The organism is Kribbella capetownensis, assembly GCF_004331485.1.
Taxonomy (GTDB): Bacteria; Actinomycetota; Actinomycetes; order Propionibacteriales; family Kribbellaceae; genus Kribbella; species Kribbella capetownensis.
In genome coordinates this window covers 238,372-265,240 of the sequence record NZ_SJKD01000006.1, presented here as the reverse complement: position 1 = coordinate 265,240, position 26,869 = coordinate 238,372, and the positions used below count along the sequence as shown (strand labels likewise).

General features: G+C 66.6%; 31 protein-coding genes and 1 tRNA gene. 13 read left to right on the top strand and 19 right to left on the bottom strand.

What is annotated here, in order from left to right:
• Window positions 1-5 precede the first annotated feature (5 nt).
• Together E0H75_RS26185 and E0H75_RS26180 are read left to right on the top strand one after the other, a co-directional pair.
• The gene (locus tag E0H75_RS26185; protein ID WP_202873183.1) at window positions 6-623 is read left to right on the top strand and encodes a PPA1309 family protein; all 618 of its coding nucleotides are present in this window, start codon (window positions 6-8) and stop codon (window positions 621-623) included.
• Window positions 620-3,589: a UPF0182 family membrane protein gene (locus E0H75_RS26180; RefSeq protein WP_131516297.1), complete on the top strand. Its 2,970-nt coding sequence runs from the start codon at window positions 620-622 to the stop codon at window positions 3,587-3,589. Before E0H75_RS26185 ends, E0H75_RS26180 begins: the two co-directional genes overlap by 4 nt.
• A 77-nt stretch (window positions 3,590-3,666) precedes the next feature.
• Here the strand turns inward: E0H75_RS26180 and E0H75_RS26175 are convergent, their stop codons facing one another.
• Together E0H75_RS26175 and E0H75_RS26170 are read right to left on the bottom strand one after the other, a co-directional pair.
• A complete protein-coding gene (locus E0H75_RS26175; protein ID WP_131516296.1) occupies window positions 3,667-4,248 on the bottom strand; it encodes a hypothetical protein in 582 nt (193 codons plus the stop codon).
• Window positions 4,249-4,361: 113 nt separating this feature from the next.
• Entirely contained in the window at window positions 4,362-5,327 is a 966-nt protein-coding gene (locus E0H75_RS26170; RefSeq protein ID WP_131516295.1) for a GNAT family N-acetyltransferase, read from the bottom strand.
• Between the two features lie 114 nt (window positions 5,328-5,441).
• Here E0H75_RS26170 and E0H75_RS26165 point away from each other — a divergent pair.
• Window positions 5,442-5,515 (top strand) — tRNA-Met (locus tag E0H75_RS26165).
• A gap of 435 nt (window positions 5,516-5,950) precedes the next feature.
• Here E0H75_RS26165 and E0H75_RS26160 read toward each other — a convergent pair.
• The 3 genes from E0H75_RS26160 to E0H75_RS26150 all read right to left on the bottom strand — a co-directional run bounded on the left by E0H75_RS26160 (window position 5,951) and on the right by E0H75_RS26150 (window position 7,045).
• Window positions 5,951-6,205: a hypothetical protein gene (locus E0H75_RS26160; protein WP_131516294.1), complete on the bottom strand. Its 255-nt coding sequence runs from the start codon at window positions 6,203-6,205 to the stop codon at window positions 5,951-5,953.
• Between the two features lie 228 nt (window positions 6,206-6,433).
• Entirely contained in the window at window positions 6,434-6,826 is a 393-nt protein-coding gene (locus E0H75_RS26155; RefSeq protein ID WP_131516293.1) for a hypothetical protein, read from the bottom strand.
• Between the two features lie 18 nt (window positions 6,827-6,844).
• Window positions 6,845-7,045, bottom strand: coding sequence for a hypothetical protein (locus tag E0H75_RS26150; protein WP_131516292.1), 201 nt, complete (start codon window positions 7,043-7,045; stop codon window positions 6,845-6,847).
• A gap of 235 nt (window positions 7,046-7,280) precedes the next feature.
• Between E0H75_RS26150 and E0H75_RS26145 the strand changes: the two genes are divergently transcribed.
• On the top strand, window positions 7,281-7,952 hold the full coding sequence (locus E0H75_RS26145) for a helix-turn-helix domain-containing protein (RefSeq protein ID WP_131516291.1): 672 nt from the start codon (window positions 7,281-7,283) through the stop codon (window positions 7,950-7,952).
• A 224-nt stretch (window positions 7,953-8,176) separates the two neighbouring features.
• Here E0H75_RS26145 and E0H75_RS26140 read toward each other — a convergent pair whose 3' ends face one another.
• The 4 genes from E0H75_RS26140 to E0H75_RS26125 form a co-directional block, all read right to left on the bottom strand.
• Window positions 8,177-8,635 carry a hypothetical protein gene (locus tag E0H75_RS26140; protein ID WP_131516290.1) on the bottom strand — a complete coding sequence of 153 codons (459 nt, stop codon included), beginning with the start codon at window positions 8,633-8,635 and terminating at the stop codon, window positions 8,177-8,179.
• Between the two features lie 185 nt (window positions 8,636-8,820).
• Complete coding sequence (locus E0H75_RS26135; RefSeq protein ID WP_131516289.1) at window positions 8,821-9,381, bottom strand: NUDIX hydrolase; 561 nt, start codon at window positions 9,379-9,381, stop codon at window positions 8,821-8,823.
• A gap of 488 nt (window positions 9,382-9,869) precedes the next feature.
• Window positions 9,870-10,259 carry a hypothetical protein gene (locus E0H75_RS26130; RefSeq protein ID WP_131516288.1) on the bottom strand — a complete coding sequence of 130 codons (390 nt, stop codon included), beginning with the start codon at window positions 10,257-10,259 and terminating at the stop codon, window positions 9,870-9,872.
• Between the two features lie 2 nt (window positions 10,260-10,261).
• Window positions 10,262-10,501: a hypothetical protein gene (locus tag E0H75_RS26125; protein ID WP_131516287.1), complete on the bottom strand. Its 240-nt coding sequence runs from the start codon at window positions 10,499-10,501 to the stop codon at window positions 10,262-10,264.
• Between the two features lie 301 nt (window positions 10,502-10,802).
• Here E0H75_RS26125 and E0H75_RS26120 point away from each other — a divergent pair, with 301 nt between their 5' ends.
• The 4 genes from E0H75_RS26120 (at window position 10,803) to E0H75_RS26105 (ending at window position 13,835) form a co-directional block, all read left to right on the top strand.
• A complete protein-coding gene (locus tag E0H75_RS26120; RefSeq protein WP_131516286.1) occupies window positions 10,803-11,126 on the top strand; it encodes a YciI family protein in 324 nt (107 codons plus the stop codon).
• Window positions 11,127-11,224: 98 nt separating this feature from the next.
• Window positions 11,225-12,652, top strand: coding sequence for an MFS transporter (locus E0H75_RS26115; protein ID WP_131516285.1), 1,428 nt, complete (start codon window positions 11,225-11,227; stop codon window positions 12,650-12,652).
• A gap of 152 nt (window positions 12,653-12,804) precedes the next feature.
• The gene (locus E0H75_RS26110; RefSeq protein ID WP_131358745.1) at window positions 12,805-13,080 is read left to right on the top strand and encodes a YggT family protein; all 276 of its coding nucleotides are present in this window, start codon (window positions 12,805-12,807) and stop codon (window positions 13,078-13,080) included.
• Window positions 13,081-13,196: 116 nt separating this feature from the next.
• A complete protein-coding gene (locus tag E0H75_RS26105) occupies window positions 13,197-13,835 on the top strand; it encodes an amidohydrolase family protein (RefSeq protein ID WP_202873182.1) in 639 nt (212 codons plus the stop codon).
• Window positions 13,836-14,125: 290 nt separating this feature from the next.
• Here the strand turns inward: E0H75_RS26105 and E0H75_RS26095 are convergent, their stop codons facing one another.
• A complete protein-coding gene (locus E0H75_RS26095; RefSeq protein ID WP_131516284.1) occupies window positions 14,126-14,449 on the bottom strand; it encodes a putative quinol monooxygenase in 324 nt (107 codons plus the stop codon).
• A 117-nt stretch (window positions 14,450-14,566) separates the two neighbouring features.
• Window positions 14,567-15,457, bottom strand: coding sequence for a MurR/RpiR family transcriptional regulator (locus E0H75_RS26090; protein ID WP_131516283.1), 891 nt, complete (start codon window positions 15,455-15,457; stop codon window positions 14,567-14,569).
• A gap of 89 nt (window positions 15,458-15,546) precedes the next feature.
• Between E0H75_RS26090 and E0H75_RS26085 the strand changes: the two genes are divergently transcribed.
• Window positions 15,547-16,383, top strand: coding sequence for an alpha/beta hydrolase family protein (locus E0H75_RS26085; RefSeq protein ID WP_131516282.1), 837 nt, complete (start codon window positions 15,547-15,549; stop codon window positions 16,381-16,383).
• On the opposite strand, the gene E0H75_RS26080 is transcribed toward E0H75_RS26085, so the two are convergent.
• Window positions 16,359-17,012 (bottom strand): response regulator transcription factor, encoded by a 654-nt coding sequence (locus E0H75_RS26080; protein WP_131516281.1) that lies wholly within the window; start codon window positions 17,010-17,012, stop codon window positions 16,359-16,361. The two genes, E0H75_RS26085 and E0H75_RS26080, sit on opposite strands and share 25 nt — an antisense overlap.
• Window positions 16,997-18,229: a sensor histidine kinase gene (locus tag E0H75_RS26075; RefSeq protein ID WP_131516280.1), complete on the bottom strand. Its 1,233-nt coding sequence runs from the start codon at window positions 18,227-18,229 to the stop codon at window positions 16,997-16,999. Before E0H75_RS26075 ends, E0H75_RS26080 begins: the two co-directional genes overlap by 16 nt.
• A 153-nt stretch (window positions 18,230-18,382) precedes the next feature.
• Between E0H75_RS26075 and E0H75_RS26070 the strand changes: the two genes are divergently transcribed.
• A complete protein-coding gene (locus tag E0H75_RS26070; protein WP_131516279.1) occupies window positions 18,383-18,787 on the top strand; it encodes a hypothetical protein in 405 nt (134 codons plus the stop codon).
• Between the two features lie 72 nt (window positions 18,788-18,859).
• On the opposite strand, the gene E0H75_RS26065 is transcribed toward E0H75_RS26070, so the two are convergent.
• Window positions 18,860-19,078 carry a hypothetical protein gene (locus E0H75_RS26065; RefSeq protein ID WP_131516278.1) on the bottom strand — a complete coding sequence of 73 codons (219 nt, stop codon included), beginning with the start codon at window positions 19,076-19,078 and terminating at the stop codon, window positions 18,860-18,862.
• A 98-nt stretch (window positions 19,079-19,176) separates the two neighbouring features.
• Here E0H75_RS26065 and E0H75_RS26060 point away from each other — a divergent pair, with 98 nt between their 5' ends.
• Window positions 19,177-20,367 (top strand): cytochrome P450 family protein, encoded by a 1,191-nt coding sequence (locus E0H75_RS26060; RefSeq protein ID WP_202873181.1) that lies wholly within the window; start codon window positions 19,177-19,179, stop codon window positions 20,365-20,367.
• 126 nt (window positions 20,368-20,493) lie between these two features.
• Here E0H75_RS26060 and E0H75_RS26055 read toward each other — a convergent pair whose 3' ends face one another.
• Window positions 20,494-21,267 (bottom strand): ABC transporter permease, encoded by a 774-nt coding sequence (locus E0H75_RS26055; protein WP_131516277.1) that lies wholly within the window; start codon window positions 21,265-21,267, stop codon window positions 20,494-20,496.
• A 9-nt stretch (window positions 21,268-21,276) separates the two neighbouring features.
• Window positions 21,277-22,176 (bottom strand): ATP-binding cassette domain-containing protein, encoded by a 900-nt coding sequence (locus E0H75_RS26050; protein WP_131516276.1) that lies wholly within the window; start codon window positions 22,174-22,176, stop codon window positions 21,277-21,279.
• Between the two features lie 82 nt (window positions 22,177-22,258).
• Here E0H75_RS26050 and E0H75_RS26045 point away from each other — a divergent pair, with 82 nt between their 5' ends.
• Window positions 22,259-23,008, top strand: coding sequence for a TetR/AcrR family transcriptional regulator (locus E0H75_RS26045; protein WP_272948929.1), 750 nt, complete (start codon window positions 22,259-22,261; stop codon window positions 23,006-23,008).
• Here E0H75_RS26045 and E0H75_RS26040 read toward each other — a convergent pair.
• Window positions 22,996-23,628, bottom strand: a complete 633-nt coding sequence (locus E0H75_RS26040; RefSeq protein WP_131516275.1) for a nucleoside/nucleotide kinase family protein — start codon at window positions 23,626-23,628, stop codon at window positions 22,996-22,998. The genes E0H75_RS26045 and E0H75_RS26040 overlap by 13 nt on opposite strands.
• Window positions 23,629-23,637: 9 nt before the next feature.
• Window positions 23,638-25,008, bottom strand: a complete 1,371-nt coding sequence (locus E0H75_RS26035) for an FAD-dependent monooxygenase (RefSeq protein ID WP_131516274.1) — start codon at window positions 25,006-25,008, stop codon at window positions 23,638-23,640.
• 85 nt (window positions 25,009-25,093) lie between these two features.
• Here E0H75_RS26035 and E0H75_RS26030 point away from each other — a divergent pair, with 85 nt between their 5' ends.
• The gene (locus E0H75_RS26030; RefSeq protein ID WP_202873180.1) at window positions 25,094-25,702 is read left to right on the top strand and encodes a TetR/AcrR family transcriptional regulator; all 609 of its coding nucleotides are present in this window, start codon (window positions 25,094-25,096) and stop codon (window positions 25,700-25,702) included.
• A gap of 181 nt (window positions 25,703-25,883) precedes the next feature.
• Here E0H75_RS26030 and ligD read toward each other — a convergent pair whose 3' ends face one another.
• On the bottom strand, window positions 25,884-26,855 hold the full coding sequence (ligD, locus tag E0H75_RS26025) for a non-homologous end-joining DNA ligase (protein ID WP_131516273.1): 972 nt from the start codon (window positions 26,853-26,855) through the stop codon (window positions 25,884-25,886).
• Between the last annotated feature and the right edge of the window lie 14 nt (window positions 26,856-26,869).

Here is a 26,869-nt window from a genome sequence, read left to right as displayed (position 1 = left end):
ACGGCATGGATTCCGTAGGCACTCTGCCTCCCGACGCGCTCAGTCGCGCGGTGATCGAGATCGAGAAGCACGTGAGCAGCGCGGGCTGGGACCAGCCCGCGCAGCTGTTCGCGCTGGTCCCCACCGAAGAGTTGCTCCGTGCCGAACCACAGTTGGCCGCGGAGCTCGGCGCCGACGACGCCTCGCAGCCGCTGACCCCGGTCGCCCAGGGAGAGCTGCCCGGCAGTCTCGAGGACGAGCACCTGGCCGACGCACTGGGCCGGATCGAGTGGCCCGAAGGGGTCAGCGGCTGTGCGCTGTCGATCGAGCGGATCGTGCTGCCGGCCACGGCCGAAGCAGGTCTGTCCAGCGCCGACTCGGACGCCGAGGTCGCCCGGATGGCCGGCAGCGACCCCCGCCGCCACGAGGTGCGGATGGTCGCGGCGGTCCTGCGCGAGGGCAGCCGCTTCGGTGCGGTCCGGCTCCGCTCCCACGACGAGGACAGCGCCGTACTGACCGGCGCGGACTTGGTCCCCACGCTGTGCGAAGTACTGTCATTGACATTCGAGCCTTCGGTCGGCAGCCGGCCTGGCCGAGGTCCTGGGGTCGATGGCATGAATGACAACGAGGAGAACCGACCATGAGCGACGGCGTCTACGACATGCCGGAGGAGCCGCGTCGGCCGCGGCGAACAGGTGGTGGTCGGCCCCGAGCCCTGCTGCCGACGATCGCGACACTGATCGTGCTGCTGATCCTCTTCAGCGTCTTCACCGACATCTGGACCCAGCGGTTGTGGTACCGCTCGGTGGACCTCGGTTCCGTGTTCGGCACGGTGCTCGGGACCCGGGTACTGCTCTTCTTCGTGGTCGGTCTGCTGATGGCGGCCGCCGTCGTCGCGAACATCGTCATCGCCTTCCGCACCCGGCCACGGGTCGCGCTCGCGCCGTCGCCCAGTCCGGGCTTCGAGCGGTACGGCGATCTGCTCCAGCAGCGCGGCAAGATCGCCATCGGCGTGGTCGCCACCCTGATGCTGGTCTTCGGCGGCTCGGCCGCGTCGGGGGAGTGGAAGGTCTTCCTGGCCTGGCGGAACCGGACCCCGTTCGGCGTCACCGACAAGCACTTCAACAAGGACATCGCGTTCTTCGTCTTCGACTACCCGTGGCTGCGGGTCTTGCTCGGCTTCGGCTACTCGATCGTGCTGCTGTCGCTCGTCGCGGCGATCATCACGCACTACCTGTACGGCGGATTCCGGCCGTCCGCGAAGGGGCAGAAGGCTTCCGGGGCCGCGCAGGTGCAGTTCTCGGTGTTGCTGGGGCTGCTCGTCCTGCTGAAGGCCTTCAGCTACTGGCTGGACCGGTTCGGCCTGACGACGTCGGACGCCAAGCTGTTCACAGGCATCTCCTATACCGGTGATCATGCGGTCCTGCCCAGCAAGGAGATCCTGGCGGTCATCGCAGTTCTGTGTGCAGGCCTCTTCTTCGCCAACGTGGTGCGGCGTACCTGGCTGCTTCCCGGTGTCGGCACCGTCGTACTGATTCTGTCGGCGATCCTGCTCGGCGCGTTGTGGCCGGCAGCGCTGCAGCAGTTGCGGGTACGCCCGAGCGAGCCGGTGCGTGAGGCGCCGTACATCACCAAGAACATCGAGTCGACGCGCCAGGCCTACGGCCTCGAGGGCGCCGAGGTGCTCAACTACCAGGCCAAACAGACCGCGACTCCGTCGGAGCTGACGCAGGACGCCGAGGTACTGCCCGGCATCCGGCTGATCGACCCGAGCGTGGTCGGCCCGACCTTCGAGCAGTTGCAGCAGGTGCGTGGCTTCTACTCGTTCCCGACCGACCTCGACGTCGACCGCTACAAGATCGGCGACAAGGTCAGCGACACCGTCATCGCGGTCCGCGAGGTGCAGGTCGACCGGCTCCCGGCCGGCCAGCGCAACTGGAACAACGACCACACCGTCTACACCCACGGCTACGGCGTGGTCGCCGCGAACGGTAACCAGCGCGCCGCGGACGGTACGCCGGTGTGGTCGGAGAAGGACCTTCCGCCGACCGGTCAGCTCGGCGACTACGAGCCACGGATCTACTTCGGTGAGCAGTCCCCGGACTACTCGATCGTCGGTGGCCCACAGGGCGGCTCGCCGGTCGAGCTCGACACCCCGGAAGGCAAGAGCGGCGGCGACCCGACGCTGAACACCTACCAGGGCAAGGGCGGCGTCGCGGTCGGCAACTTCTTCAACCGGTTGCTGTACGCAACCAAGCTCCGGGACGCGAACATCCTGCTGTCCAGCCGGGTGAACCCCGACTCGAAGATCCTCTACGACCGCAACCCACGTGAGCGGGTGGAGAAGGCCGCGCCCTGGCTGACGCCGGACGGCGACCCGTACCCGGCCATCGTCGACAACCAGGTGGTCTGGATCGTCGACGGCTACACGACCTCGGCGAACTATCCGTACGCGGAGAAGGTCGCGCTGGACGACAGCACCCGGGACACCACGACCGGCCGCGGCACCATCGCGCAGCAGCCGAGCGAGGAGATCAACTACATCCGCAACTCGGTCAAGGCTGTCGTCAACGCGTACGACGGCTCGGTCGAGCTGTACGCCTGGGACGAGAACGACCCGGTGCTGAAGACGTGGATGAAGGCCTTCCCGAACACGGTCAAGCCGCGCTCCGACATCTCGCCGTCGCTGATGTCCCACCTGCGCTACCCGGAGGACATGTTCAAGGTCCAGCGCGACCTGCTGGCCAAGTACCACGTGACGGACTCCGGCACCTGGTACCAGAACAGCGACCTGTGGCGCGTTCCGGCCGACCCGACCGCGGTGTCGTCCGGTAGTGACTCGTCGGTGCAAAGCAACCAGCCTCCCTTCTATCTCTCGCTGCGGATGCCCGGTCAGACCGAGCCGAAGTTCTCCCTGACCTCGGTGTACGTGCCGAACGCGGAACGGGAGAACCTGACCGCCTTCATGGCCGTCGATTCGGAGGCGACCTCACCGGACTACGGCAAGTTCCGAATACTCCGATTGCCCGGCAACGTGCAGATCCCCGGTCCAGGACAGGTCTTCAACAAGTTCCAGACCGACGAAGGGATCAGACAGGCGCTGCTCCCGATCAACCAACCGAGCAGTGGCGCGAGAGCGCAGTTCGGCAACCTGCTGACGCTTCCACTCGGTGGTGGTCTGCTCTACGTCCAGCCGGTGTACTCGGTCCGGACGAGTGGAGCAGGTAGCTATCCGGTGCTCCGGTACGTGCTGGTCTCCTTCGGTGATCGGGTCGCCTATGGCGGGACGTTGCAAGAGGCGTTGACCAAGGTCTTCAACACCAGCGTCGATACCGGTGAAGAGCCGCCAGGCTCGAAGCCGCCACCAGCGTCGACGCAGAACCAGACGGTCAAACAGGCGCTCGCCGAGGCGCAGGCCGCGTACACCGCTGCACAGGCTGCCCTGACGAAGGGCGACCTGGCCGGCTATCAGGCTCAGGTCAACAAGATGAAGCAGGCGATCGACAAGGCCATAGCGGCCGGTGCAGTAGTCACACCGCCCACTCCCGCTCCGAGTGGGACACCGTCGACGCCGACTCCATCGAGTCCACCGACGTCACCGACAGGCTGATCCACAGGCTGTCACCGGGGCGGCGACACCGACAACCGTCGGGTTGCCGCCCCGTTTCGTTGCCCGAGGCCACTGACTCAGGTGGTGGTCTCCGGGTGGAAGCCGGCCGCGGTGTCGAGGAGGTCGTCGTCGGAGAACCGCTCGTGATCGATCGACACCTCGGCAGCGACACCCGGCGAGACGAAGTAGAACACCTCGTCCCCAGCGACCAGGCCGTCGTACTCGCCGACCTTGGTCGCGCGGAGCTCCCAGCTGTCCGGATCCTTCTCCTCGTACTCGATCAGGAAGGTCTTCAGGGCCTCGAGGTCGGTGAGTTTCTCACCGCGCAGCGTCTTCGCGGTCAGGTCGACGCGGTACGCACCCTCGGGATCCGGGCCGGTCTCCCACACCCGGCTGTGGAACCTCACGTCCTCCCACTCGTACTCGAAATCACTCGGCGTCCCGAGACCGTCGGGCAGGTTCTCGATCACGAAGCCGTCCAAGATGTCCGCCCTCTGCTCGGTCGATGGGGGAGTCACGCAATACCCCGGGCGCGGCTCGACGTTGCTCGCTGTGGCCGTGGTGGTCCAGGCTCCGAATGAGGCCAGGACGACGGCGCTCCCGATCACGATACGACGGGTCGACGGCACGAATCGGGAACGGCGGGACGAACACGACATGACTACCTCCTGGACCTCGACGCCTCGCTTGCTGCAAGGCGTTCCTGCCCAAGAAGATGCAGCGATCGCGACCCTTCCCGGCACGCGACTTCGAACCTGTGGACAACGTGAGGTCAGTACCCGACCAGCCGATGCAGCCGGTGGAATGTCTGCTCGAACCCGAGCTTCGGCCAAGTCCGTGACGACAGCAGATTCGTGACCCGCCAATCGGTCACCACCGACGTGTACCCGGTGTCCGCCGACCACTGCAGCACAGCCTCACCGAGCGCTCGACCTGCGCCGTGACCGCGGGCCTCGGGCAGTACGGCGGCGAACCCGAGGAAGCCGGCGTTGTCCGGCCGGGCCAACCCGCTGTGCGAGCTCGACTTGTCCAGGGCACATCCGATCGACGAGCCGATCACGCGCCCGTCGTACTCGGCCACGAACGTCGCGTAGTCCGGATCGTCGATCGACTCCTCCCAATCGTCCAGCGCCTCCTGCATCGTCGGCATCTCCCCGGCGGAGAACACCGGCGAGAGCGCCTGATGCTGTGGCAGCACCAGGTCCAGCTGCGCGAGTACGGCGATGTCGCCGCGAACAGCACGTCGTACGGTGAGGCCCGGGTACTCCGGTGGCGGCGTGGTCGGCGCCGGACGGATCGCATGCGCGTGCTGAGAGCCGAACGCCAGCCGGAACCACGCATCGAGCAGCTCCGGGTCGTCTGGCACCAGCGCGTACTGCGCGATGCGGCCGTCGTCCACCCACTTGGCGGCCGCGGAGGCGTATAGGTCGCGGATGTGTTCGGGCTCACGTATGGCGTGGCCGGCAGCCTCGACCCAGATGTTGGGGCCCCACATGGCGGACTGCTTGGGTGCGCCCAGCAGGTAGCCGGTCAGCTCGCCATCCTCGAGTGCGACGGCGCCGGACGCTCTCTCGCTCTCCCACAGCGCAGTCACCTCGACCAGCGCGAGCCGCTCGCTCTCGTAGTCTGCAGGCAGCAAAGGGTGACGCTTTCGATGCTCTTTGTGCCGCTCCGCGAGTAGGCCGGCGGCCGCCGGCAGGTCAGCCTCCCGGAACGGGCGGATGAGGTGTCGAGACATACCCGGACGGTACGCCGCGGCACCCGCCCCTGACACGGATTTCCGCCGCGAGGAGCCATACCGGGAGCCGATTTGGTTGCTCGGCCCCGATCCCCTAAACTAAAGACACAACGACGCGGGGTGGAGCAGCTCGGTAGCTCGCTGGGCTCATAACCCAGAGGTCGCAGGTTCAAATCCTGCCCCCGCTACTAAGAAATGATGGTTAGAACCTCGGTCCTGAGAAGGACCGGGGTTCTTTCTTTCCCAAGGCAACTGGCCCTGGGGCCTCTCCTGCCGCAGGTACGCGCTGAGGGGCACACGGACCGTGTGACGCCGATCACGGCGGGGCAGATCTTTCGGGATGGCAAGGTCGTCCTCTGTTAGGGCAGGCTCAGGATCGGGGACGAGCCACAGGTCGCGAGTTCTAACGAGGCGCTTCTGCTCTCGGGTCTGTTCAGCGGCGAGATCAGCGGGAAGCGTCTCCGCGAGCATGCGACTGAACGCGGGGGTGTAGTCGAAACCGACAACTTCATCGTCGTCGAGCCAGATCTTCTCGAAGACGCCCTGGTTGAGCTGGCGCCGGATGGCTGGGTTGCCAGCGCGGTAGTGCCGGAACGCCTGGCGCATGAGACCAACCCAGTAGGTCAACTGCTGCTTGATACGGGTCTCGTTAGCGGTGTCTGCAACGACTGGACGGCTTGGTCAACCGACTTCGCAGCGGCATCCAGCATGGTCTCGATGTCCTGGTCAGCCCGGGTCGCCGTACCGCGGATCAGGGCCTGCACTTGGTGGCTGGACTGCTCGAAGTGCTGCTTGAACCCGGCCAAGCTGGCCGCACCTTGTCGGGATTGATCGGCCAGGCCGTGCAGCTGCATCTTCATCTGTTCGACTTGGGACATATATCTGCCTCACTTCCGGGAAGTGCCGAGTAGGTCGGAGGGTGGAACGGCTGGCGCAGAACAGACTCGCTTCACGTTCCGCGCCAGCCGGCTGGTGAAGTCCCTGGCCGAGCCCTCCACAGGAGAGGAGAGGGCTCGGACAAGGATCGAGCGACGGGATCGGCGGGCGTGCAGCGATCACCCGCACATGCGAGGGGCTGAGGACGACTCCCCGCCGATCCCGCCAGTTCATGGATTGAGCACCAGGACTCGAGCGCCGGTGGTTTCCTCGAACCATCCGCGTCGATCGGTCCGCATACCGATTCCTACGAAGTGCAGCAGACTCGGCAGCACCACCGCGGAGACCGTGTAGCGGCTAGCCGAATCGACTAGTGCCTCGAATGCTGAGAGCCAACTGTCAGGCTGCTCGACGTAGATGTGGCCCATCGTGACGTTTTCCGCTTCGGCGTAGGCGGCCATGTCTCGCTTGAGCTCGCCAACTTGGCTGTCCGTCACCAGCAGATCCCGGCGCAGGTACCCAAGCAGCAGCGGTCGGGTGAAGTCTTCCGAGAAGCCGTTCAGCCCTCGTCCCGCCAACGGCGAAAGGTCTCGTTGAGGCGCTGCCAGACGCTCACCCACCATCGGCGCAGACGGAGTTCGTCATCGGTCTTCGGCATCGGGGCTTCCCAGGGGAGCGGCCGGCTCGATGGTGACGCGAAGGCTGGCGAAGCGGCGTGTCATGCCCGCCTGGTATCGGAGAGCTTTCGCCGGCTCGGCGGTGTAGTCCGCGATGACGTGCTCACCGAACCAGACACGGACGCGGCGGTCGGTTGATCGGGGGACGTCGGCAAGCGTCGTCATTCGCCGCGCACCTCCCGCGCGATGTCGCGGAAGATACCGACGTAACAGGCAGCTGCCGCGATCCATAAGCCCCACATCAGGTGATGCATTAGCTCACGTCCCCGTTCGATTGGGTCGGTTATCGGAGGACAACCATCCAATGACGCTGCGTGGTGGAAAACGACGGCGATACATATGCGCCCGGGAATATGCATGCCGTGCATACCGACAGAGCGTCACGGGTAGCGTTGACCCTGTGACGCGCTCCCAGCGGCGGTTGTGTCCTTCATGCGGTGCATACCTGGCGGCGGACAACGGCGGTGACCAGTGTGGACCGTGCCAGCGGCGGGCCCCCGAGTTCACCCGTGAGGCGCCGCGCCTCTCAGACGACTTCTGGGAGGCTGACGCACTTGCCGAGGCTGCGGTTGAGCGACACTTCGGCAAGCTGCTGCTGGCCTACCGCAAGCTGCTGCGGCCCGAACCGACACAGGCGCACGTCGGCCAGTGGCTTGGACTCACCCAGGGGCAGGTCAGCCGGATCGAGCGCAGCGCGATACCGGTGCGGGACCTGGGCAAACTCGACCGCTGGGCTCGGACCCTGAATATCCCCGAGCGGCTGCTGTGGTTCAACCTGACGGCTCGGCCTGTCGACTGCGGCGAGCAAGCCGATGCGAGAGCGCCGCATGCGCAAGCCAACTACGACGACGGCCAGGATGGCATCGATGCATACACGCGCTCCGACCGCCGCTCTATCGTGCAGGCTCAATCACCTGCCGAAGGAGACGGAGTGCATCGGAGGCAGTTCATCAAGTCGGCCGGCGCCGGTCTCACCGCGGTAGGGCCAGTCTGTTGGCCGGTACGGCGCCCAGCCCCAACCGGCGCCTCAGTCGTGTACGGCCAGACGCGAGCACCGAGATTCGCGAGATGACGCAGGTCTTCCGTCGCCTCGACAACCGGTACGGCGGCGGTCACAGCCGTTCGGTCGTGACCTCATATCTGAACGCGACGGTCACACCGCTCTTGCAGGAGAGCACCTCGGGCGGAGGCCGGTCCGACCTGTTCGCGGCCGCCGCCGAACTCCACCACTTGGCTGGCTGGATGGCATACGACATCGGCCACCACGCAGACGGCCACACTCATCTGCGTCAGGCGCTACGTCTCTGTCATGAAGCCGACGATGAGCGGCTCGCCAGCGAGATGTTGGCCGGTATGAGTCATCAGGCAGCCTTCCATGGTGCCGCCGATAGCGCCGTCGACCTGGCCCTCGCGGCCCAGCACAGCGCGAAGCGATCTGGCTCGAAGCTCCTGCAGGCCGAGGCGGCCGTCATGGAAGCCCATGGTCTCGCGCTGCAGGGAGACAAGACCGGTTGTCTGGCTGCGCTGAGCCGCGCGGAGGACACGTTCAACAAGTCGGACGCTGAAGAGCGACCACTGTGGCTCACCTACTTCGACCACGCGTATTTGGCGGCAAAGTTCGCACATGCCTTTCGCGACCTCGGGCTCGCTGGGGATGCCGAACCCTTCGCACGGCGATCCCTCGAGATGACCGACGGCTACGAACGCGGCCGCCTGTTCAACACTGCCTTGCTCGCAACTATCCTGGCGGACCAACGTCGGCTCGAGGAATCCTGCGCCCTCGGCATGGAAGCAACGACACTCGCCACGTCGGTCCGATCCACGCGGCACCAGCTATCTACAGGACCTCGGCACGCACCTAGCGCCATACCAAAACGTCAGACCGGTCAACGCTCTCTTCGAGAGCATGATCGAGATCGGGGTGTCACCGCTGGACGAGGTCAGCCGGCCTGGAACGCCAGCACGTGCAGCAGACCGACAAGGGACGCCGCGCCGATGATCTGGCCGGTGTCGATGCGTTCGCGGATCGAGTCGAGCGGCACCCAGTCGATCCGTTCCGCTTCGTTGATGTCCGCCGCCTCACCGATGTAGTCGGCACCGTAGGACACGAACAGCAGGTTTTCGGCGTCCGTCGTCCCTACCGAGGGCTGCAGGGACACCAGCGGCTTGACGTTCCGCGGGCGCCACCCAGTCTCCTCCTCGACCTCTCGCGCCGCGGTCACGGCTGGATCCTCGTCAGGATCGACATAGCCACCTGGCAGCTCCCAGACCCAGCGGTCGATGATGAAGCGGTGTCGCCACATCATCAACACGTGCTCTTGCTTGTCATCGAGCACCACCATCATGGCGGCCTTGGGCATCCGCAGAACGTACTGCTCGAACCGGACACCATCGGGTAGCTCGACCGACGCGATACTCAACCGCAGCCGGCGGGTGTCATCGATCAGCCGCTCACCATGGATCTTCCACAGCGTGGATTCCGTACCGTCATCAGCCGTCACGCTACGACACTACCGAACGTGCTTCATCGCGGCTCAATCAGTGGCGTTGCTTTGCTGCGCGACCTGCGACGCGGGGCCATGGCGTGCGTGTCGTACTGGCATGAGCCGGTAATCGGCTCGCCAAGCTTCGTCGATCACGACTCCAGGCTGCACCGAGCACCTCCCCGTCGAGGACCCCGGCGTTCAGTACGGCAGCGGCCAGCGGCTCCAATTTCCCTTGCGAGATGGTCTCGACGAATTGCGGCTCGCTCATCTCGGTCCCGACAGCAGGGTCTCAGTCATTTGCATGCTTCTTCGGCGCAACGTCCCGCCAGCCGAGAGAAGTCGCGAGGTGGTGGATTAAGCCCACGGACTATACGCGGTCACGTCGCGACGCTGCATCACGTCATCGATCTCATCGAGCAGCACCGACAACTGTGGGCTCAGAGATCTCCGGGGATGGTCGCGTACTTCGTCCCGTGCTTCTCATACAGGCGCTCAATAGAGTCTTAGTCGGACGGCGACTCATACACCGCCTGCCTGATCTTTGAGTCTTTCAAGTCCAGGCCGTAGAGGATCTTGCCCTTCTCGACACCGATCCCGATGATGCGATCGAACTGATCGCCGTGCTCGTCGGCGTACTCGGCGAGCGCCTTCAACTTGGGGGCTGCATCGCCCTGGTGCGCACTGTGCGGGTCGATGATGGAGGGGAGCAGGTTGTCGCCGTTCCTGTGCACGAACACGAAGTCCGGCTGGACCGACCTCCAGACTTCCCCCGACTTGTGTGCAATCCGGAGTGAGTTCTTGCCGGCCGCTGATGGGTTGCGGTACCAGCCCACGAGAGTACCGAGGTCCCGCTCATACCTGATGGCGGCCCGCTCCCAGCGGTTCTGCGCCATCTTCAGTTCGAGCGGGTAGTCGCCGTCCGGGTGGAGAGGAGGTGTCTTCTCTCGGTCGGCAACGGGTTGCGGTCGGTGTCAACGGAGTCGACCCGTTCGTCGGTCTTGATCTCGATGGCAACAGCCTCCGGCTCCGGGGCCATGTCCTGGATCGCCTCGTATGTCGGCTTTCGGGAGTCAGGTAGCTTCGCCATCTTGAGGACTGTCGTCTTTCCGATGCCACATTCCTCGGCTACCTCCAACGCTGCCTCCCCTGACCCGTAGCGCCTGACGACCTCGTCTCGCACCAGTTGCGTGACACGTCGGCGGCGATCTGTGAATCTCTTCGGGATGACCCGATCGGTAGGGGCTGGATGCGCGTAGACGGGGTTGAGGTTTAGCTGGCCGAGGACTACGGAAGAAGGCCCGGACCATCAGGTCCGGGCCTTCGTTTTTGCTTGGCGGCTGCAAAGACGTCTGGAGGGTGTCGGATCGGGGTGGTTGGGTTCGTAGGAGAGGTGAGCCGAACCACGTTGTCTTGACACCAGAGGAGATGATCTTCAGATGCGTTATCTGGTTTCCGTGATCGATGACAAGAGCAATCCAGGCAGCACGGACCGGCGGCCTGCCATCAGCGTGTTCAACGAGCGGCTGATCGCCGAGGGCTACTGGGTCTTCTCGGGCGGACTGGCGGACACCGACGAGGCCACGGTCATCGACAACCGGGGCGAGCAGGCGGTGTTCAGCGACGGGCCGTTTGTGGAGTCGAAGGAGTACCTCGCCGGCGTCTGGGTGTGGGAGGCCCCCGATCTGGATGTGGTGCTGAAGCTCGCCGCCGAGGCGTCGAAGGTCTGCGATCGCAAGATCGAGGTACGGCCCTTCCAGTGAGCGACGGGCGCGCGATGTCGGATCGGCGCAGGGGCGTTCGTAGTGGGGGTGAGAGGCCGCCCAGGAGGGGCGCCCCTGGGTAGGGAAGGACGTTCCTCATGACTGTCTTGACGGAGCCGACCACAGACGTCGTACGCCGCTCCAGTCACCGGGTGTGGGCCATCCTGGCGCTGGTTTTGCTTGCCGACGCCCTCGATGTCATCGATGCGACCGTCACGAACATCGCCGCGCCCACCATCGCCGACGAGCTCCACGGCGGTGTGAGTCTGATCAAGTGGTTGGGACCGGCGTACATGCTCGCCATGGGTGTCCTGCTGCTGGTCGGCGGGCGGTTGGGTGACAAGTTCGGCCAGCGCAGGCTTTTCCTGATCGGCATGGGCGGGTTCACCCTGGCCTCGGCAGTCGCCGGGTTCTCACCTGACCCGACCCTGCTCATCGCCGCCCGGATTGCCCAAGGTGCGTTCGGGGCTCTCCTCATCCCGCAAGGCATGGCGATCATGACGAAGGCGTTCAGCCGCGACATGCTTGCCAAGGCGTTCGGGCTGTTCGGCCCGGTTCTCGGTTTGTCCAGTGTCGCCGGCCCGGTCCTGGCCGGATTCATCATCAGTGCCGACCTGTTCGGTCTGTCCTGGCGCCCGATCTTCCTGATCAACCTCATCCTCGGCAGCATCGGCCTGGTCCTGGCCGCCAAGATCCTGCCGCGTGACGGCGGCGACCGCACTACCGTCGTCGACGGTTGGGGCTCCGGCCTCCTCGCGGTTGCGATGATCGGGCTGCTGTACGGCCTGATCGAGGGCTCGACCAACGGCTGGAGCGTCGTCCCCGTCACCTCGATCACCGTCGGCGTCCTGTTCTTCGCAGCCTTCGCCTACCGTCAGCGCACCGCGGCCCACCCGCTGATCATGCCGTCGCTGCTGAAGAACCGGGGCTTCACTTCCGCGATGCTCGTGGGCCTGGCCGTCTTCGCGGCCGGCACCGGCCTGATCTTCGTACTGTCGCTGTTCCTGCAGGAAGGGCTGCACGCCAGCCCGCGGGACGCCTCGCTCGGCCTGGTGCCGCTCACCGTGGGGCTCATCGCCGCCGCGTTCGCCGCCATGGGTGGCCTGGTCAGCAAGTTCGGCCGCAGGCTCGTCGTCATCGGCCTCGCGGTTGCCCTCGCCGGTTGCGGCTGGGTCCTCGTCCTGGTCGATCACTTCGGTACGAGCCTCAGCATCTGGGCGCTGGCGCCGGCGTTCATCGTCGTCGGCATCGGCAGCGGCCTCAGCTTCACCACGATCCCCACCGTTGCTCTCGGCGACGCGACACCTGACGAGGCCGGCAGCGCCAGCGGCTCGCTGAGTTCGATCCAGCAACTCGCATCGGCGATCGGCTCGGCCGCGGTCACGTCGGTCTTCTTCCACGCCGCGACCTCCGGACTGGCCCACGCGATGAAGGTCACGCTGATCGTCGTTCTGGCCATTACGGCCCTCAGCCTCCCGATCGTCGCCCTGATGCCTCGCCAGGCACCATCGGAACCGCAGCAGTAAGCAACGGGCCCGAAGAAGGCCCGGACCATCAGGTCCGGGCCTTCGTTTGCCTGATAGTCAGCTAAGAAGCTGCGGACGAGGACACTTCGACGTGGCCGGCGGCGTTGATACTGGTGAGATGGCCGGTGCGGCCCTCACGGAGGAGATTGGTCATGAGCATCATCGGAGCCCTGGTCGGGTACGCCTTGACGGCGTTCATTCTGCTGCTGATCGTGCGGATGGTGCTGGACTGGACGGGTTTGCTGGCGAGCGGCGGTCAGCGGGCCGGCCGGGTGCGTTCGGTGACTCATGCCTGGACGGAGCCGGTGATCGCGCCGGTACGGCGGAGGCTGCCGCCACTGCGGGCCGGCGGGCTGGCGATCGACCTCGCCTTCACCGTGGTGTTCGTCGCGGCTCTGATCCTGCGGTCGATAGCCTTCAGCCTCTAGGTCCAGCCCGCCTGTGTCGGATAGTAGAGGCTGCTATTGCATAGGAAATCTTCTGCGGTCACCGTCGGAGGCTGACCGAGAAGCTGACGAATGACGCGCATCGCCACCTGGGCATCATGCCTGCGTTCCCGTTCTACGGCGGGCCGCCGGCCAATCCGGACATCCTGGCCCGGGCTACGGTTGCCGAGCTGATCGAGGACCTCGACCGGGAGGGTGCCGAGCGGGCGCTCGTGCTGCCCAACTACGGGGTGCCGGACGCTTCGGTGTCCTTCGGTTTCAACCCGCTGGTGATCGAGGCGGCGGCCAAGGACGATCGGATCCGCTGCGGGTTGTGGGTCTCGCCGCGGCCGCAGGACGCCGAGCTCACTACTGCGGCGCTCGCCCTGGCTGGCGAGCCGGGCGTGGTCGCGTTGAAGACCAGCTTCCTGCTGGGCGGGGCTGTCGAGGATCCGGAGTGCGCTCCGCAACTCGAGCAGATCTTCAGCACAGCACGCGAGCGCGGCCTCGTCGTACACGTCCACACTTCGCCCGGTGCGGCGTCCGACATCGACCAGATCGGCAAGCTGGTCGACCGCTACGGAGACGACGTCAAGATCCACTTCGTGCACTTCGGCGGCGGCATGAGCGGACACCAAGCTGATCAACGAGCGGTTCTTCAACTGGATCGAGGCCGGCAAGCAGGTCTAAACCGACACCAGTTGGGCGATCGGGTTCGCGCCGCGAGATCGCCGTCCCAGTCGGTCTCCGGCCAGTAGTTCTCGGCCTCGTCCAACAGGTAGGCGATCGCCGTCGTCGCGTCATCCATCGTCAGCCGGTACACGCCCTGGTGGTGCCGCCGGTCAGTCGCTCGACCACCACCAATCGACGCCCGCCACCGAGCGCAGCCCGCGCCGCACCCGCCAGTTGATCCCGAGTCGCGTTCCTGGGTGCCATGCCCACGCCCCTCCGCCTCGCCAACCAGAGCGCGGTAGGTGATCCCAGCCACTCCGCGAACCATATTTGCGGTGAGCCGCCCGGAACACCGTTGTCGTCGAGCCGGGCTGAGCTACTTGACGGCGAGTTCGCCGAGTTCGGACCAGTCGGATTGGGGGAGCTTGAAGTTGACGATGCGGGGGGTCTCGACCAGGTGCGGCGGGAGGTGCTGCTGGGCGGCCTTGAAGTGGTCGGAGGTGACGTGTGCGGTGGCGCCGTCGTCGTCGGCGAAGGCTTCGACCAGGACGTACTCGTTCGCGTCGTCCAGTGAGCGCGACCAGTCGAACCAGAGGCAGCCGGGCTCGGCGCGCGTCGCGGCGGTGAAGTCGGCGGTGATCGAAGGCCAGTTCTCGGCGTGCTCCGGCTTCACCCGGAACTTGGCGGTGATGAAGATCATCAGGTAGTCCTCCGCAGGGTCGAATGGGTCCGGGTCGATGCTATCGGTGACCGCACCGCCCCGGTCGTCGCAATCTGAGATCGCCGAAGAGTCGCACGCCTCGAGCAACAAACCCGGTCAGAAACCTAGTTGCTGGCGCAGGGACTCCAGCGTGTGCGACGTCTCCAGCGTGCGCTCCGCGTCCGCCGCCGCCACCGCCTGCGCGAGGGCGTCCGCGGTGACGATCGTCGTCAGCATCTCCGCGGTGATCCCGGTGACCGTGTTCGGCACGTGGATCGCCACCGTCACGTCGTCCGCCAATCGCTCGGCCACATGCTCCTCGCTGAGCAGGATGATGCCGGCGCCGACGGCCCTGGCCCGGTCGATCACGACCTCGCCGTCGATGATGAGCCGGCCCGGTGCGATCACGATCACCACGTCCTCGGACCCGATGCCGAGCAGGTCGTCGGCGAGCTGGAATCCGGCCGTCCGGATGCACCGGCTGCGCAGACCGAACCGTCGCAGCTTCAGCATCAGGTACTCCGCCGCCACGTAGTTCGCGCCGAACCCGTAGATCACCAACTCACGGGCGTCCAGCATCAGCCGGACCGCTTCCTGGTACTTGTCCATCGCCATGTGCTGGTTCAGGAACTCGATCCGCTCGATCGACTCCGTGATGACCCGGTCCCACACATGCTTGGGGTCACCGCCGGTGGCCTCCATCCGGTCCCGTAGCCGTTCCTCCCGCCGGGTCGTCGATCGGAACGGCGTGGCCACCCGGTCCTTCAGTTCGGCCAGACCGGCGTACCCGAGGGACTGCAGCGTGCGGATCACCGTGGCGTTGCTGGTCTTGCTCGCCTGGCCGAGCTCCTGCGCGGACAGGTAGAGCAGTCGCTCCGGCGAGATCTCGGACAGTGACCGGCAGACCGCGCGGGACGCGGGCGTGAACTCGTCCCAGTGATCCCGGATCCGGCGGCGCAGGTCGGCCAACGCCGGATTCCGTGTAACCCCTGTTACCTCATCGACCATCTGTGTATTATCCGATCCCGTAGTGACTGTAACGAATCATCCAAGCTTCCCTATTCTGTAACACATCGTAGACTCACCGAAGGAAGTCCATGGCGAACACCTCGACCGTCTACCAGCGTGGCAAGACCCCGATCTTCGCGTCCCAGGTGGATCCGCGGCTGCACTACTGCTTGTACGTGCCGCAGCGGCTGACCAACGACGACCGCGCGCCGCTGGTGGTGGTTCAGCACGGGACCGCCCGGTCCGCAGCGACGTACCGCAACCACCTCGAGGACTTCGCCGAGGAGCAGGGGGTCGTGGTGCTGACGCCGATCTTCCCGGCCGGCCTGGTCGACCCGGACGACCTGCACAACTTCAAGTTCATCGAGTACCAGGGGATCCGGTTCGACCGGATGCTGCTGGCGATCGTGGACGAGGTGGCGGACCGGTTCCCGGTGGCAGCCGAGCGGTTCTACCTGCACGGCTTCTCCGGTGGCGGGCAGTTCACGCACCGGTTCCTCTACCTGCACCCGGAGCGTCTGGCCGCCGCGTCGATCGGTGCGCCCGGCCGGATCACCCAGCTGGACGACACGCTGCCGTGGTGGCTCGGGACGAAGGGGTTCGAGGAGAAGTTCGGTCAGCCGATCGACTTCGACGCGCTCCGCCGGGTGCCGATCCAGCTCGTCGTCGGCTCCGAGGACGTGGAGAGCTGGGAGATCATGAACCCGGGCGAGTCCAACTGGATGGACGGCGCCGAACTCACCGGCACCACCCGGATCGAGCGCCTGCGCACCCTGGAGCGGAACTATCGCTCGCATGGCCTCGACATCACCTTCGACATGGTCGAAGGCGCCGCCCACTCCGGCCGCAAGATCCTGCCCACTGTCGAACGCTTCTTCGCGGATCAGCTGAAGACCCGGGCTCAGGAGCCGGTGAGTCCGAGGTAGGCGAGGACGGCCATCACGCGGCGGTTGCTGGTGTCGTCGTCGGTGAGGCCGAGCTTGCCGAACAGGGACGTCGTGTACTTGCTGACGGCGCTCTCACTGATGAACAGACGTTGACAGATCGCCTGGTTGGACAGGCCCTCGGCCATCAGGCCGAGCACGGACAGCTCGCGCTCGGTGAGCCGGTCGAGGCGCTTGCTCGACGTACCGCTGGAAAGCAGCTTGGCGACGACGGCCGGATCCAGGGCCGTCCCGCCGGCCGCGACGCGTTCGAGTGCGTCGATGAACTGATCGGCCTCGAACACACTCTCCTTGAGTAGGTACCCGACACCGCTGGCGCCGTCGGTCAGGAGCTCGCGCGCATAGAGCTGCTCGACATGCTGCGACAGGATCAGAACCGGGAGCCCGGGGACCTCGCGGCGGGCGGCCAGTGCGGCCTTCAGGCCCTCGTCCGTCTGCGTCGGTGGCATCCGTACGTCGATCACCGAGACGTCCGGCTTCCACTTCCGGAGTCCATCGAGGGTCTCGGGGCCGGTGGTCGCGGTCGCCACCACCTCGTGCCCGTAGGCCTCGAGCAGACGGACCATCCCGTCCCGTAGCAGGTAGAGGTCTTCGGCTACAAGGATTCGCATGGCACCGTTATCCTTGCACGAGTCGGGCCGCCGTCCGGGCTGGTCAACTCCAGGGTGCCGTCGAACGCCGCGAGCCGCCGGCGCAGCCCCGCCAGGCCGCCCGCATCCTCGACCCGGGCGTCCCCGCGGCCGTCGTCCTCGATCAGTACGACGATGCCGTTGCCGTCATGGGAGATCGCGATCTCCGCGTGGTCCGCCTGCGCGTGCTTGACCGCGTTGGTCAGCAGCTCGGCGATCCCGAAGTACAGGGCGGACTCGATCGGTGGATCCAGCCGCAGTTGGCCGCCTGCGCTGACGGTCGTCTCCAGCGGGGTGTCCATCGCCAGGGCACGTACGGCGTCGACCAGACCGCGCTCGTTCAGCACCGGCGGGTTGATGCCCCGGACCAGTTCGCGGAGCTCGGAGAGCGACGTGGCTGCGCCGACCCGGGCGTCCTTCAACAGAGCCTTGGCCGCACGCGGATCGGTCTCCATCAGCTTCTCTGCGGTCGCCAGCGACAGCCCGAGCGATACCAGGCGCGCCTGCGCTCCGTCGTGCAGGTCCCGCTCGATCCGCCGGATCTCTGCAGCCTGGGCAACCGTTGCGTCGGCCCGTTGCGCGGTCAGTTCGTCGACCCGGTTCGCCAGAGCCATCGACGGCGTCGGACGCAGGAAGCGTACGGCGATCGGCTCGAACGGGCGCCACGCGTACGGCGAACTGGCGACCGCCACGACCAGTCCGGCCACTCCGAGCACTGGCATCGACTGGGCGAACCCGAGGACGGCTGCCACGATCCCAGCCGGCGGAACAGCCGCGCTCAGGCCGGCGGTGACCGCGAGGATCGCCAAGCACCTCAGATCACGCCAGTTCGCCGGATCGGTCCACCGCACCCGCAGCCGCAGGTCCTTCTCGGCGTCCCGGCGCGTCTTCTCGTAGGAGTGACCGTTCCACCAGAAGCCCGTGGACAGCCGCGTCACTGTCCCGAGCTCCCGGTACCCGCCCGGGATCACCGTGCCCGTCCACCGGGCCAGCAACGACCGGACCATCCCGGCGACCGGCCGAATCAGCAGGAGAGTGCCGAGGGCGGCCCAGACGAACGGCACGATCCACGTCCACGGGCTCCGCCACCAGATCGCCACCGCCACCCCCGCAGCCCAGACAGCAGGCACCAGCATGCTGACCACCAGGACGATGCACGACCGGACGAACCCTACGCAGGCACTCGCAACCCACGACATCTGAATCCTCTTTCTCACTGCGGCTTGGTCCTGCCACTGTGCACCACCGAATGCGTGAAATCGGCCCGATCCGAGGAGAAGTAGGGCTAGCCCCACCCAACCGTGCGGCCAGCCACATACCGGGCCCCACCTGCGGTTTCTAGCGTTTGGAACATGCCAACTCTTACCAGTCAGAAGCAGTCCGAAGCGTTCAACCGGGCCAAAGGGTTCGTCATCCTCTACGGCCTGTTCGGTGCGGTGGTCGTCGGCACGGTCATGGACCGTGCGGCCGGCCACCGGGTGGTGCCGGGCTTCCTGTGGGGCCGGTCCTGCGCCGTTCTCGTGACGTCCTTCGTGGCGTACTGGCTCCTCACCAGGGCCGCCCGCGGAGCGCGGTGGGCGTACGTCCGCATCCGGATCATCTCGATCGTCATGCCGATCGCGATCGTCGCGGTCGACCTGATCCCGGGGCTGTGTCCGGGCTGGTTCGCGGCGATGCAGGCCGTCTGTGCGCTGGCCATGGTGCCGGTCGCCTTCATTGTGAACCGTCCGGACGTGCGCGCCGGCTTCGCCCGGTGAGAACAGACGTCGGCCGCTGCTGTCCGGGGACAGCAGCGGCCGACGGTGTTTGTGGAGCGACCTGAGCGGGTGTCAGGCGGCTTGCGGCACGCGGGTGCGGTTCTTGGAGGCCCACACGGCCCGGCGCAGTCTGGCCTTGTCCGGGTAGCCGGCCTCGCGGCCGATCACATAGACGTCGTGGCTTCGCATGTTGACCATGCCGGCGACGTACCAGACCGGGCTGCCCTCGGCCAGCATGGTGACGATCATGGTGCGGACGGTGCTGTCGGTGGTGGTGGCGGTGGTGTTCATTCTGACCCTCTCCTTTGGTCGCTCTCACTGATACGTCGGAGAAGAGGGCCCGGATTCGACACACCTCGACAAACTTTTCTGCCGGTATTTTTGGGCCGGTGACGATCACTCCGAGCGATCCGTACGCCGCCTACTCCGCCCTCCGCCGATCCGGACCCGTCCACCGCATCGCCGGCCCCGACGGCAGCCCTTCCTGGCTCGTCACCCGGTACGACGACGTCCGCCGGGCACTCGCGGATCCGCGACTGTCCGTCGACAAGCGCAGTGCCCTCCCAGGCAACTACCGCGGTCTCAACCTGCCGCCCGCCCTGGACGCCAACCTGCTCAACCTGGACCCGCCGGACCACACGCGGATCCGCTCTCTCGTCACCCGCGCCTTCACTCCCGGCCGGATCGAGTCGCTGGCCGCGCCCATCCGCCGTACCGCGGACGAACTGCTGGCTCCCGTCGTACGTCGCGGGCAGGCCGACCTGGTCGCGGAGTACGCCGCGCCGCTGCCGATCACGGTGATCTGCGATCTGCTCGGCGTACCGGAGGAGGCGCGCACCGACTTCCGCGCGTGGACGGACACGATGCTCGCGCCGCCGGGGCCGGACGAGGCGCGGGCGGCGATCGGGGCGATGCTGCGGTTCTTCGCCGGACTGATCGAGGGCAAGCGGTCGGTCCCGGGTGACGACCTGGTCAGTGACCTGATCGCGGCGCGGGACGACGACGATCGACTCAGCGACGACGAACTGACCTCGCTGATCTTCCTGATCCTGTTCGCCGGGTACGAGAACGTCGTCCACCTGATCGGGAACGCGACACTCGCACTGCTCGACGAGCCGGTCTTGTGGGAGCGGCTGCGGTCGGACCGGTCGCAGCTCCCGGGCGCGGTCGAGGAGTTGATGCGGTACGACGGCCCGGCGCCGCTGGCGATCAGGCGGTTCCCGGTCGAGGACGTGGAGATCGATGGTGTGGTGATTCCGGCAGGGGAGACCGTGCTGCTCGGGATCTCTTCGGCGAACCGGGACACGGAACGGTTTCCGGATCCGGACCGCGTGGACTTCGATCGCGCGGTTGGCGGACACCTCGCTCTGGGGCACGGGATTCACTACTGCGTCGGTGCGCCGTTGGCGCGGTTGGAGATCGCGATCGCACTCGAGGCGCTGCTGGATCACGCGCCCGGTCTGCATCTCGGCGTACCGCGGAGTGACCTGCGGTGGCGGGACTCGATCCGCACCCGCGGCCTGCTCGCGCTGCCGGTCATGTGCTGGAACGCTGACAAAACGAAGCGCCCCGGTCAATGACCGGGGCGCTTGTCCGTGTGGGTCCCGGGGGGAGTGGGACCACCACACGTTGGGGGGGACCTTGACAGTAACCCGAGCGAGGGGTCACGTCCGAATACGTTTCGGTCAACGGGATGTAACTTGCGATCAGCGGCTCGTTCGGCGCCGGTACAGCGACGTCGCCAACGTGAACGAGAACAGGAGTAGACCACAACACCACGCGAGTGCGGTCCAGCCGTTGTTCCCCAGCGGTGCGCCGATCAGAAAGCTGCGCACGGTCTCGATCACCGGCGTGATCGGCTGGTGTTCACTGATCGGCCGCAACCATGACGGCATCGTCTCCGGCTGGACGAACGCACTGCTCAGGTACGGCAGGAACAACATGAAGAAGCTCAACGTGCTGGCCGACTCCACCGACTTGGCGATCACGCCGAGACCGGCCGCCAGCCACGACAACGCGAGCACGTAGAGAAGCAGCAAGCCGATCGCGGCCAGCCATTCGCCGGCGTTCGCCGACGGCCGGAATCCCATTGCCAGTGACGCGAGGACGACGATCGCCGTCGACACGGAGTTACGGGCGATACTCGCCGTAACGTGCCCGGTCAGCACGGCGAAGCTGCGAATCGGCAACGAGCGCAGGCGATCGATCATCCCGCTGTGCATGTCGTCCGCGACCACCATCGCCGTCGACGATGCGCCGTACCCGGTGGTGAGCAGGAGGATGCCCGGGACGACATAGTTGATGTACTCCGTGCCGGTGCTGATCGCGCCACCGAACACGTAGACGAACAGGCACATCATCAGCAGCGGGAGCAGGATCGAGACGAACAACGTCTCGACGTTGCGCCGGGACAGCCGGACGCTGCGGTCGATCATCGTCGCCGTGTCCGAGAATGCGGCGGCGACTCCGTGATGGGACATGGCGGGCTCCTAGGCGGTAAGGGCGAGGAAGACGTCGTCGAGGGTCGGCCGGTGCGATGAGACGCGCTCCGGCTGCAGACCGTTGTCGCGCAGTACGTCGAGCACGTGGTGCAGGTGGGCCGCCGTACCGTCGGACGGAATGTTCAGCACCAGCTCGTCGGCGACGCCGTCCAGTACCCCGGTTGCCTTGAGCAACTGCACCTCGTCGGCGAAGCGGAGCTCGATGCGTTCGCCACCGATCTGGGTCTTGAGCTCGTCGGCGGTGCCGGTGGCAACGATCCGCCCGTGGTCGAGCAGCACGATCCGGTCGGCCAGCCGGTCCGCCTCCTCCAGGTACTGCGTGGTGAGCAGGATCGTGGTGCCGTCCCGGACCAGTTCACCGATCACTTCCCACATCGTCGACCGGCTGGCCGGGTCGAGCCCGGTGGTCGGCTCGTCCAGGAAGATCACCCGCGGCCGCGCGATCAGGCTCATCGCCAGATCGAGCCGCCGCCGCATCCCACCGGAGTACGTCTTGACCCGCCGGTCCATCGCGTCGGTCAGCCCGAACCGCTCCAGCAGGTCGCCGGTACGACGACGTGCGGCGGGCCGGCCCAGATGCATCAACCGGCCGACCATGACGAGGTTCTCCCGACCGGTCTGGTCCTCGTCCACCGCGGCGTACTGCCCGGTCAGGCTGATCACCCCGCGGACCTGAGCCGGCTCGCGCAGTACGTCGTACCCGGCGATGGTCGCGCGGCCGTCGTCCGGCCTGGTCAGCGTGGTCAGGATCCGCACGGTCGTGGTCTTGCCCGCGCCGTTCGGCCCGAGCAGTGCGTGCACAGAACCCTCCGGCACCCGCAGATCGACCCCGCTGAGCACCTCGGTCGCGCCGTAGGACTTCCGCAGTCCGGTTGCCTCGACGATCATCGTCCCCTCCTTACTGCGTATCAGATACGCTAAATAGCGTAGCATATACGCTATATCGCTCGGCAAGCCCTAAACTGAGGCGGTGGAGAAGAACGAGTTGCCCCCGGACGTGGCGCTGATGTGGCGGCTGCGGGAGGCGCCGCGGCGGGGACCGAAGCCGTCGCTGTCCCTCGACGACATCGTCCGGGCCGCGATCGAGGTCGCCGACGCGGACAACGATCTGGGCGCGGTCTCGATGGCACGGGTCGCCGAGCGGCTGGGCAATTCGACGATGGCGCTCTACCGGCATGTGAAGAGCAAGGACGATCTGCTCGTGCTGATGTCGGACGCGGCGATCGAGCGTCCGGATCCGATGCCCGAGGGGGTCGACTGGCGGACCGGACTGACATTCTGGGCGGACAATGTGCTGGCCGCCATCCGCAAACACCGGTGGTACGCGAAGATCCCGATCTCCGGTCCGCCGGCCGGCCCGAACAACCTCGCCTGGTTCGACGCTGCGCTCGGCCTACTGAACGACACCGGTCTGCCGGAGGAGGCGAAGGTCGGTGTGGTGATGGGCCTGATCACCTACGTCCAAGGCGAGGTCCGGATGGCCTTCGACCTGGCTGCGGGCTACGACCAGAACCCGGCCGCGTTCCAGCAGTTTGGTGCCACCCTCAGGCAGGTGGCCGACCCGCGGCAGTATCCGGCCGTCGCCCGGTTGGTCGATGCCGGCATCTTCGACGAGGTCGGCAACTTCGAGGACGAGAGCGAACAGGACTTCGATTTCGGTCTGCAGCTCTATCTGGATGGTGTGGCGGCCTTCATCGACCGGGTCTGTCAGGGCAAGTGAATGACCGCGTCGGCCGCCGGTGCGGTCGCCGCGATCAGCCGCGCGTTGCGTTCGTCGGTGCCGTAGGTGCGTTCGTGCGCTTCCTCGGCTGACCTGCCGTACCGCCGGTGCCGCGCTTCGAGCCGATCGTGCCGCAGTTGTTCGGGCACCTCGACGTACCAGCATTGGTCGAGCATCGTGCGGAGAGTCGCCCAGGGTTGTTCGTCGAAGAGCAGGTAGTTGCCTTCGGTCACGACCAGGGTGACGTCGGGTGCGATTCCGATGCTGGCGGCAATCGAATCTTCCAGCCCGCGGTCGAAGCGCGGTGCCCAGATCTGCTCGTCCGGTGACTCCTTCAACCTCTTGAGCAAGGCAACGAACCCGTACCCGTCGAAGGTGTGCGGCGCACCCTTCACCTCGGCCAACCCGAGCTCGTCCAGGACCGACTGCGCGAGGTGGTAGCCATCCATCGGCACGAGTGCGACACGGTGGCCGTCACCGACCAGCTTCGCGGTGAGCTGCTCGGCGTACGTCGACTTGCCGGCCGCGGGGGCTCCGGTGATCCCCAGGATCTGCCGCCGCCCCCGCGTCGCCAAGGCGACGGCGCGGTCGTAAGCGGCGGCCGGATCCAGGGTGCGCATTCGCCGATCCTAGGCGAGGTAACCGTCCGAGCGGACGAGGATCTCGTCGCCGTCCTGGGCGTGGTAGTGGGCGAAGGCCTCCGGGCTGGTGTACGCCGCGCTGCCGTCACGACCGATGTCGACGGTGTGCTCGTCGGTCGATGGGGTGGTCGGGGAGAAACGCAGCAGGGTCTGGTGCGGGCCACGGAACAGGTCGAACAAGCTGGTCTTGTTGCCCTCAGCATCTACCAGCGGAGCGTCCGGCGCACGGTCGCCGGCGACGATCGGCCGGGTGTCCGCGAGGTCGCGGTAGGAGACGTCCAGCTGACGGGTGTTCTCGCCGCGCTCCATCGCCGACTCGTCACCCTCGACGTGCTTCTGCATCAGCTCCTCGCTGATCCCGAGGACGCGGGCCGCGTTGGTCCGGCGCTCGGTCTCGTAGGTCGCCAGCACCTCTTCGCGATCGTCGGCCAGCTTCCAGCCGAGGTTGTACGCGTCCTGGACGCCGGTGTTCAGACCCTGGCCGCCGGTCGGCGGGTGGACGTGCGCGGCGTCGCCGGCGATGAAGACCCGGCCGACCCGGAACCGCTCGGCCAGCCGGACGTTCGGCCGCCAAACGGTCGACCAGGTCAGGTCGCGCAGCTTCGCCACACCCGGACCGGCGAACTTGTCGACCAGCGCCTGCAGGGCCTCGATCGAGGTGTCGGCGTCGTCGGAGTCCAGCGGCGCGCCGAACTGGAACTGGTCGCCGCCGGCCAGCGGGGTCATCGCGATCCCGGACATCGGGTTGTCCTTGGCCGCGAACCAGTAGCCGAACTCGTGGTCGAGGCCGTCGGCCGCGACGTCACCGAGCAGGGTCCGGATCGACTCGTCGGTGGTGCCCTCGAACGCGATCCCGAGGTGCTTGCGGACGAAGCTGCGACCGCCGTCCGCGCCGACCAGGTACTCCGCCTCGACGGTCTCGCCGGTGGACAGTTCGGCGGTGACCGAGTTCTCGTCCTGGGTGAACCCGACGATCGCGGTGTCCAGTTCGACCTGAACGCCGTACTCGGACAGTTTGTCGCGCAGGATCTTCTCGGTCCGGGACTGGCCGAGCATCCAGGCGTTCGGGTAGGGGACGTCCGGGGTCGGCTCGGCGATCTCGGCCATCCGCCGCTCGCCGAACAGTTCGCCGCTCATGTAGATCTTCATCAGCGGCATGGACCGGCCCTGCCGCAGGACCTCGTCGATCACGCCGAGGTCGTCGAAGATCTCCAGAGTCCGAGGCTGCAGTCCGTCGCCGCGTGAACCGTTGAAGTACTCCGCCGCCTTGTCGATCAGCCGGACGGCGAGACCACGGCGGGCCAAGTCGATCGCCAGGGTCAGGCCGGTCGGGCCGGCGCCCGCAATCAGTACGGACATCTTCTGGTCTCCTGGACTGAATTATGATTCACTGAATTCAGATTCACTATGAACGTGACTAGGGTTCGGTGTCAAGGAGGTTGTCGTGACCGACACGGTGAGCCGCCGGGAACGGGCGGCCGGAACCGGGGCCGCGCTGAAGCAGGCGGCCCGGCAGGTGTTCGCCGAGCGCGGGTACCTGAACACGAAGATCACCGACATCACCGCGGCCGCGGGCCGGGCGACGGGATCGTTCTACAACCACTTCGCGGGCAAGGAGGAACTGCTCGAGGCGCTGCTGAGGGACATGCTCGCGGAGGCGGACGAGACGATCGTCGACGTCGCCGGGCATGACGCGGACTTCAGCACGATCTCGGCGATCCGCTGGCACGTGGCCGCGTTCTGGCGGTTCTACCAGCAGCACCTGCCGGAGATGATCGCGCTGAAACAGGCCTCGATGGTCGACCCGGAGCTCGGTCGGCGGCTGCAGCAGATCATGGCCGACGACGACGCCCACATGATCGAGCACTTCGCCCACCTGCCGAACCCACCGGCCGAACCGCTCGTACAGATCTCCGCGATGAACGCGCTGATGGAGGGCTTCGCCTACGCCTGGCTGGTCGTCAACCCCGCCAACGGCCAGACCATCCCCGACGAAACCGCCATCGACACCCTCACCAACCTCCTCCACCACGGCCTGACCGGCTCCCGCTAGGCGACGCGGCGCGGACGTGTGGCACTCACCAAGAGCGTCAGCTCCGCGTCGGTCAGGCTGAGCCGTGAGCAGACGCGGCCGATCTGAGGACCTTGGTGAGTGGGGCAGGTCCGGGCCTGGGGCCGGAAGATCCTGGCGACGAACTTCGGCGACCGCCCCACACGGACGGCGTGGTGGTGGGTTAGTCCTCTGGGGGAGGTGGTTCTTCGGCGCCTTCGCGTTCGTCGCGGGCGGCCCACTCGAGGAGGGTGTCCAGGGTGTAGACGTTGTCGTCGATCGTTTCGTGCAGGTCGCCCAGCTCGGCGAAGCGGGCTGGGACGGTCTGGATGGTGAAGTCCTTCGGGTCGACGTCGTCGACCTCGTCCCAGCGGATCGGGGTGGAGACGGTGCCCTCGGGGTTGCCGCGGACCGAGTACGCGGCCGCGATCGTGTGGTCCCGCGCGTTCTGGTTGAAGTCGACGAACAGCTTCTTCGGGTCGCGGTCCTTGCGCCACCACGTCGTCGTCACGTCGTCCGGTGCGCGCCGCTCGACCTCTCGCGCGAACGCCAGCGCGGCCCGGCGTACGTCGGAGAACCCGTACGTCGGCTCGACCCGGACATAGATGTGGATCCCCGAACCGCCCGAGGTCTTCGGATAGCCGACCGCACCGAGGTCGTCGAGGACCTCGTGAGCGACGTGCGCGACCCGGCGTACCCGGTCGAAGGGGCATTCCGGCATCGGGTCGAGGTCGATCCGCCATTCGTCCGGCTTCTCGGTGTCGGCGCGGCGGGAGTTCCACGGGTGGAACTCGACGGTGGACATCTGCACCGCCCAGGCGACATGCGCGAGCTCGGTCACGCACAGCTCGTCGGCGGTCCGGTTGTACCGCGGGAACTTCACCCGGACGGTCTCCATCCACGGCGGTGCGCCGTGCGGCAGCCGCTTCTGGTGCACCTTCTCGCCGGCGACACCCTCCGGGAACCGGTGCAGCATGCACGGCCGCTCCCGCAGCGCGCGGACGATCCCGTCACCCACGGACAGGTAGTAGTTCACCAGATCGAGCTTCGTCTCCCCGCGCGCAGGGAAGTAGACCCGATCCGGATTCGAGATCCGCACCGTCCGCTCCCCGACCTCCAGTTCGATCGCCGGAGACTTCCCCTTGGACTGAGCCATAGCCTCAACCTAAC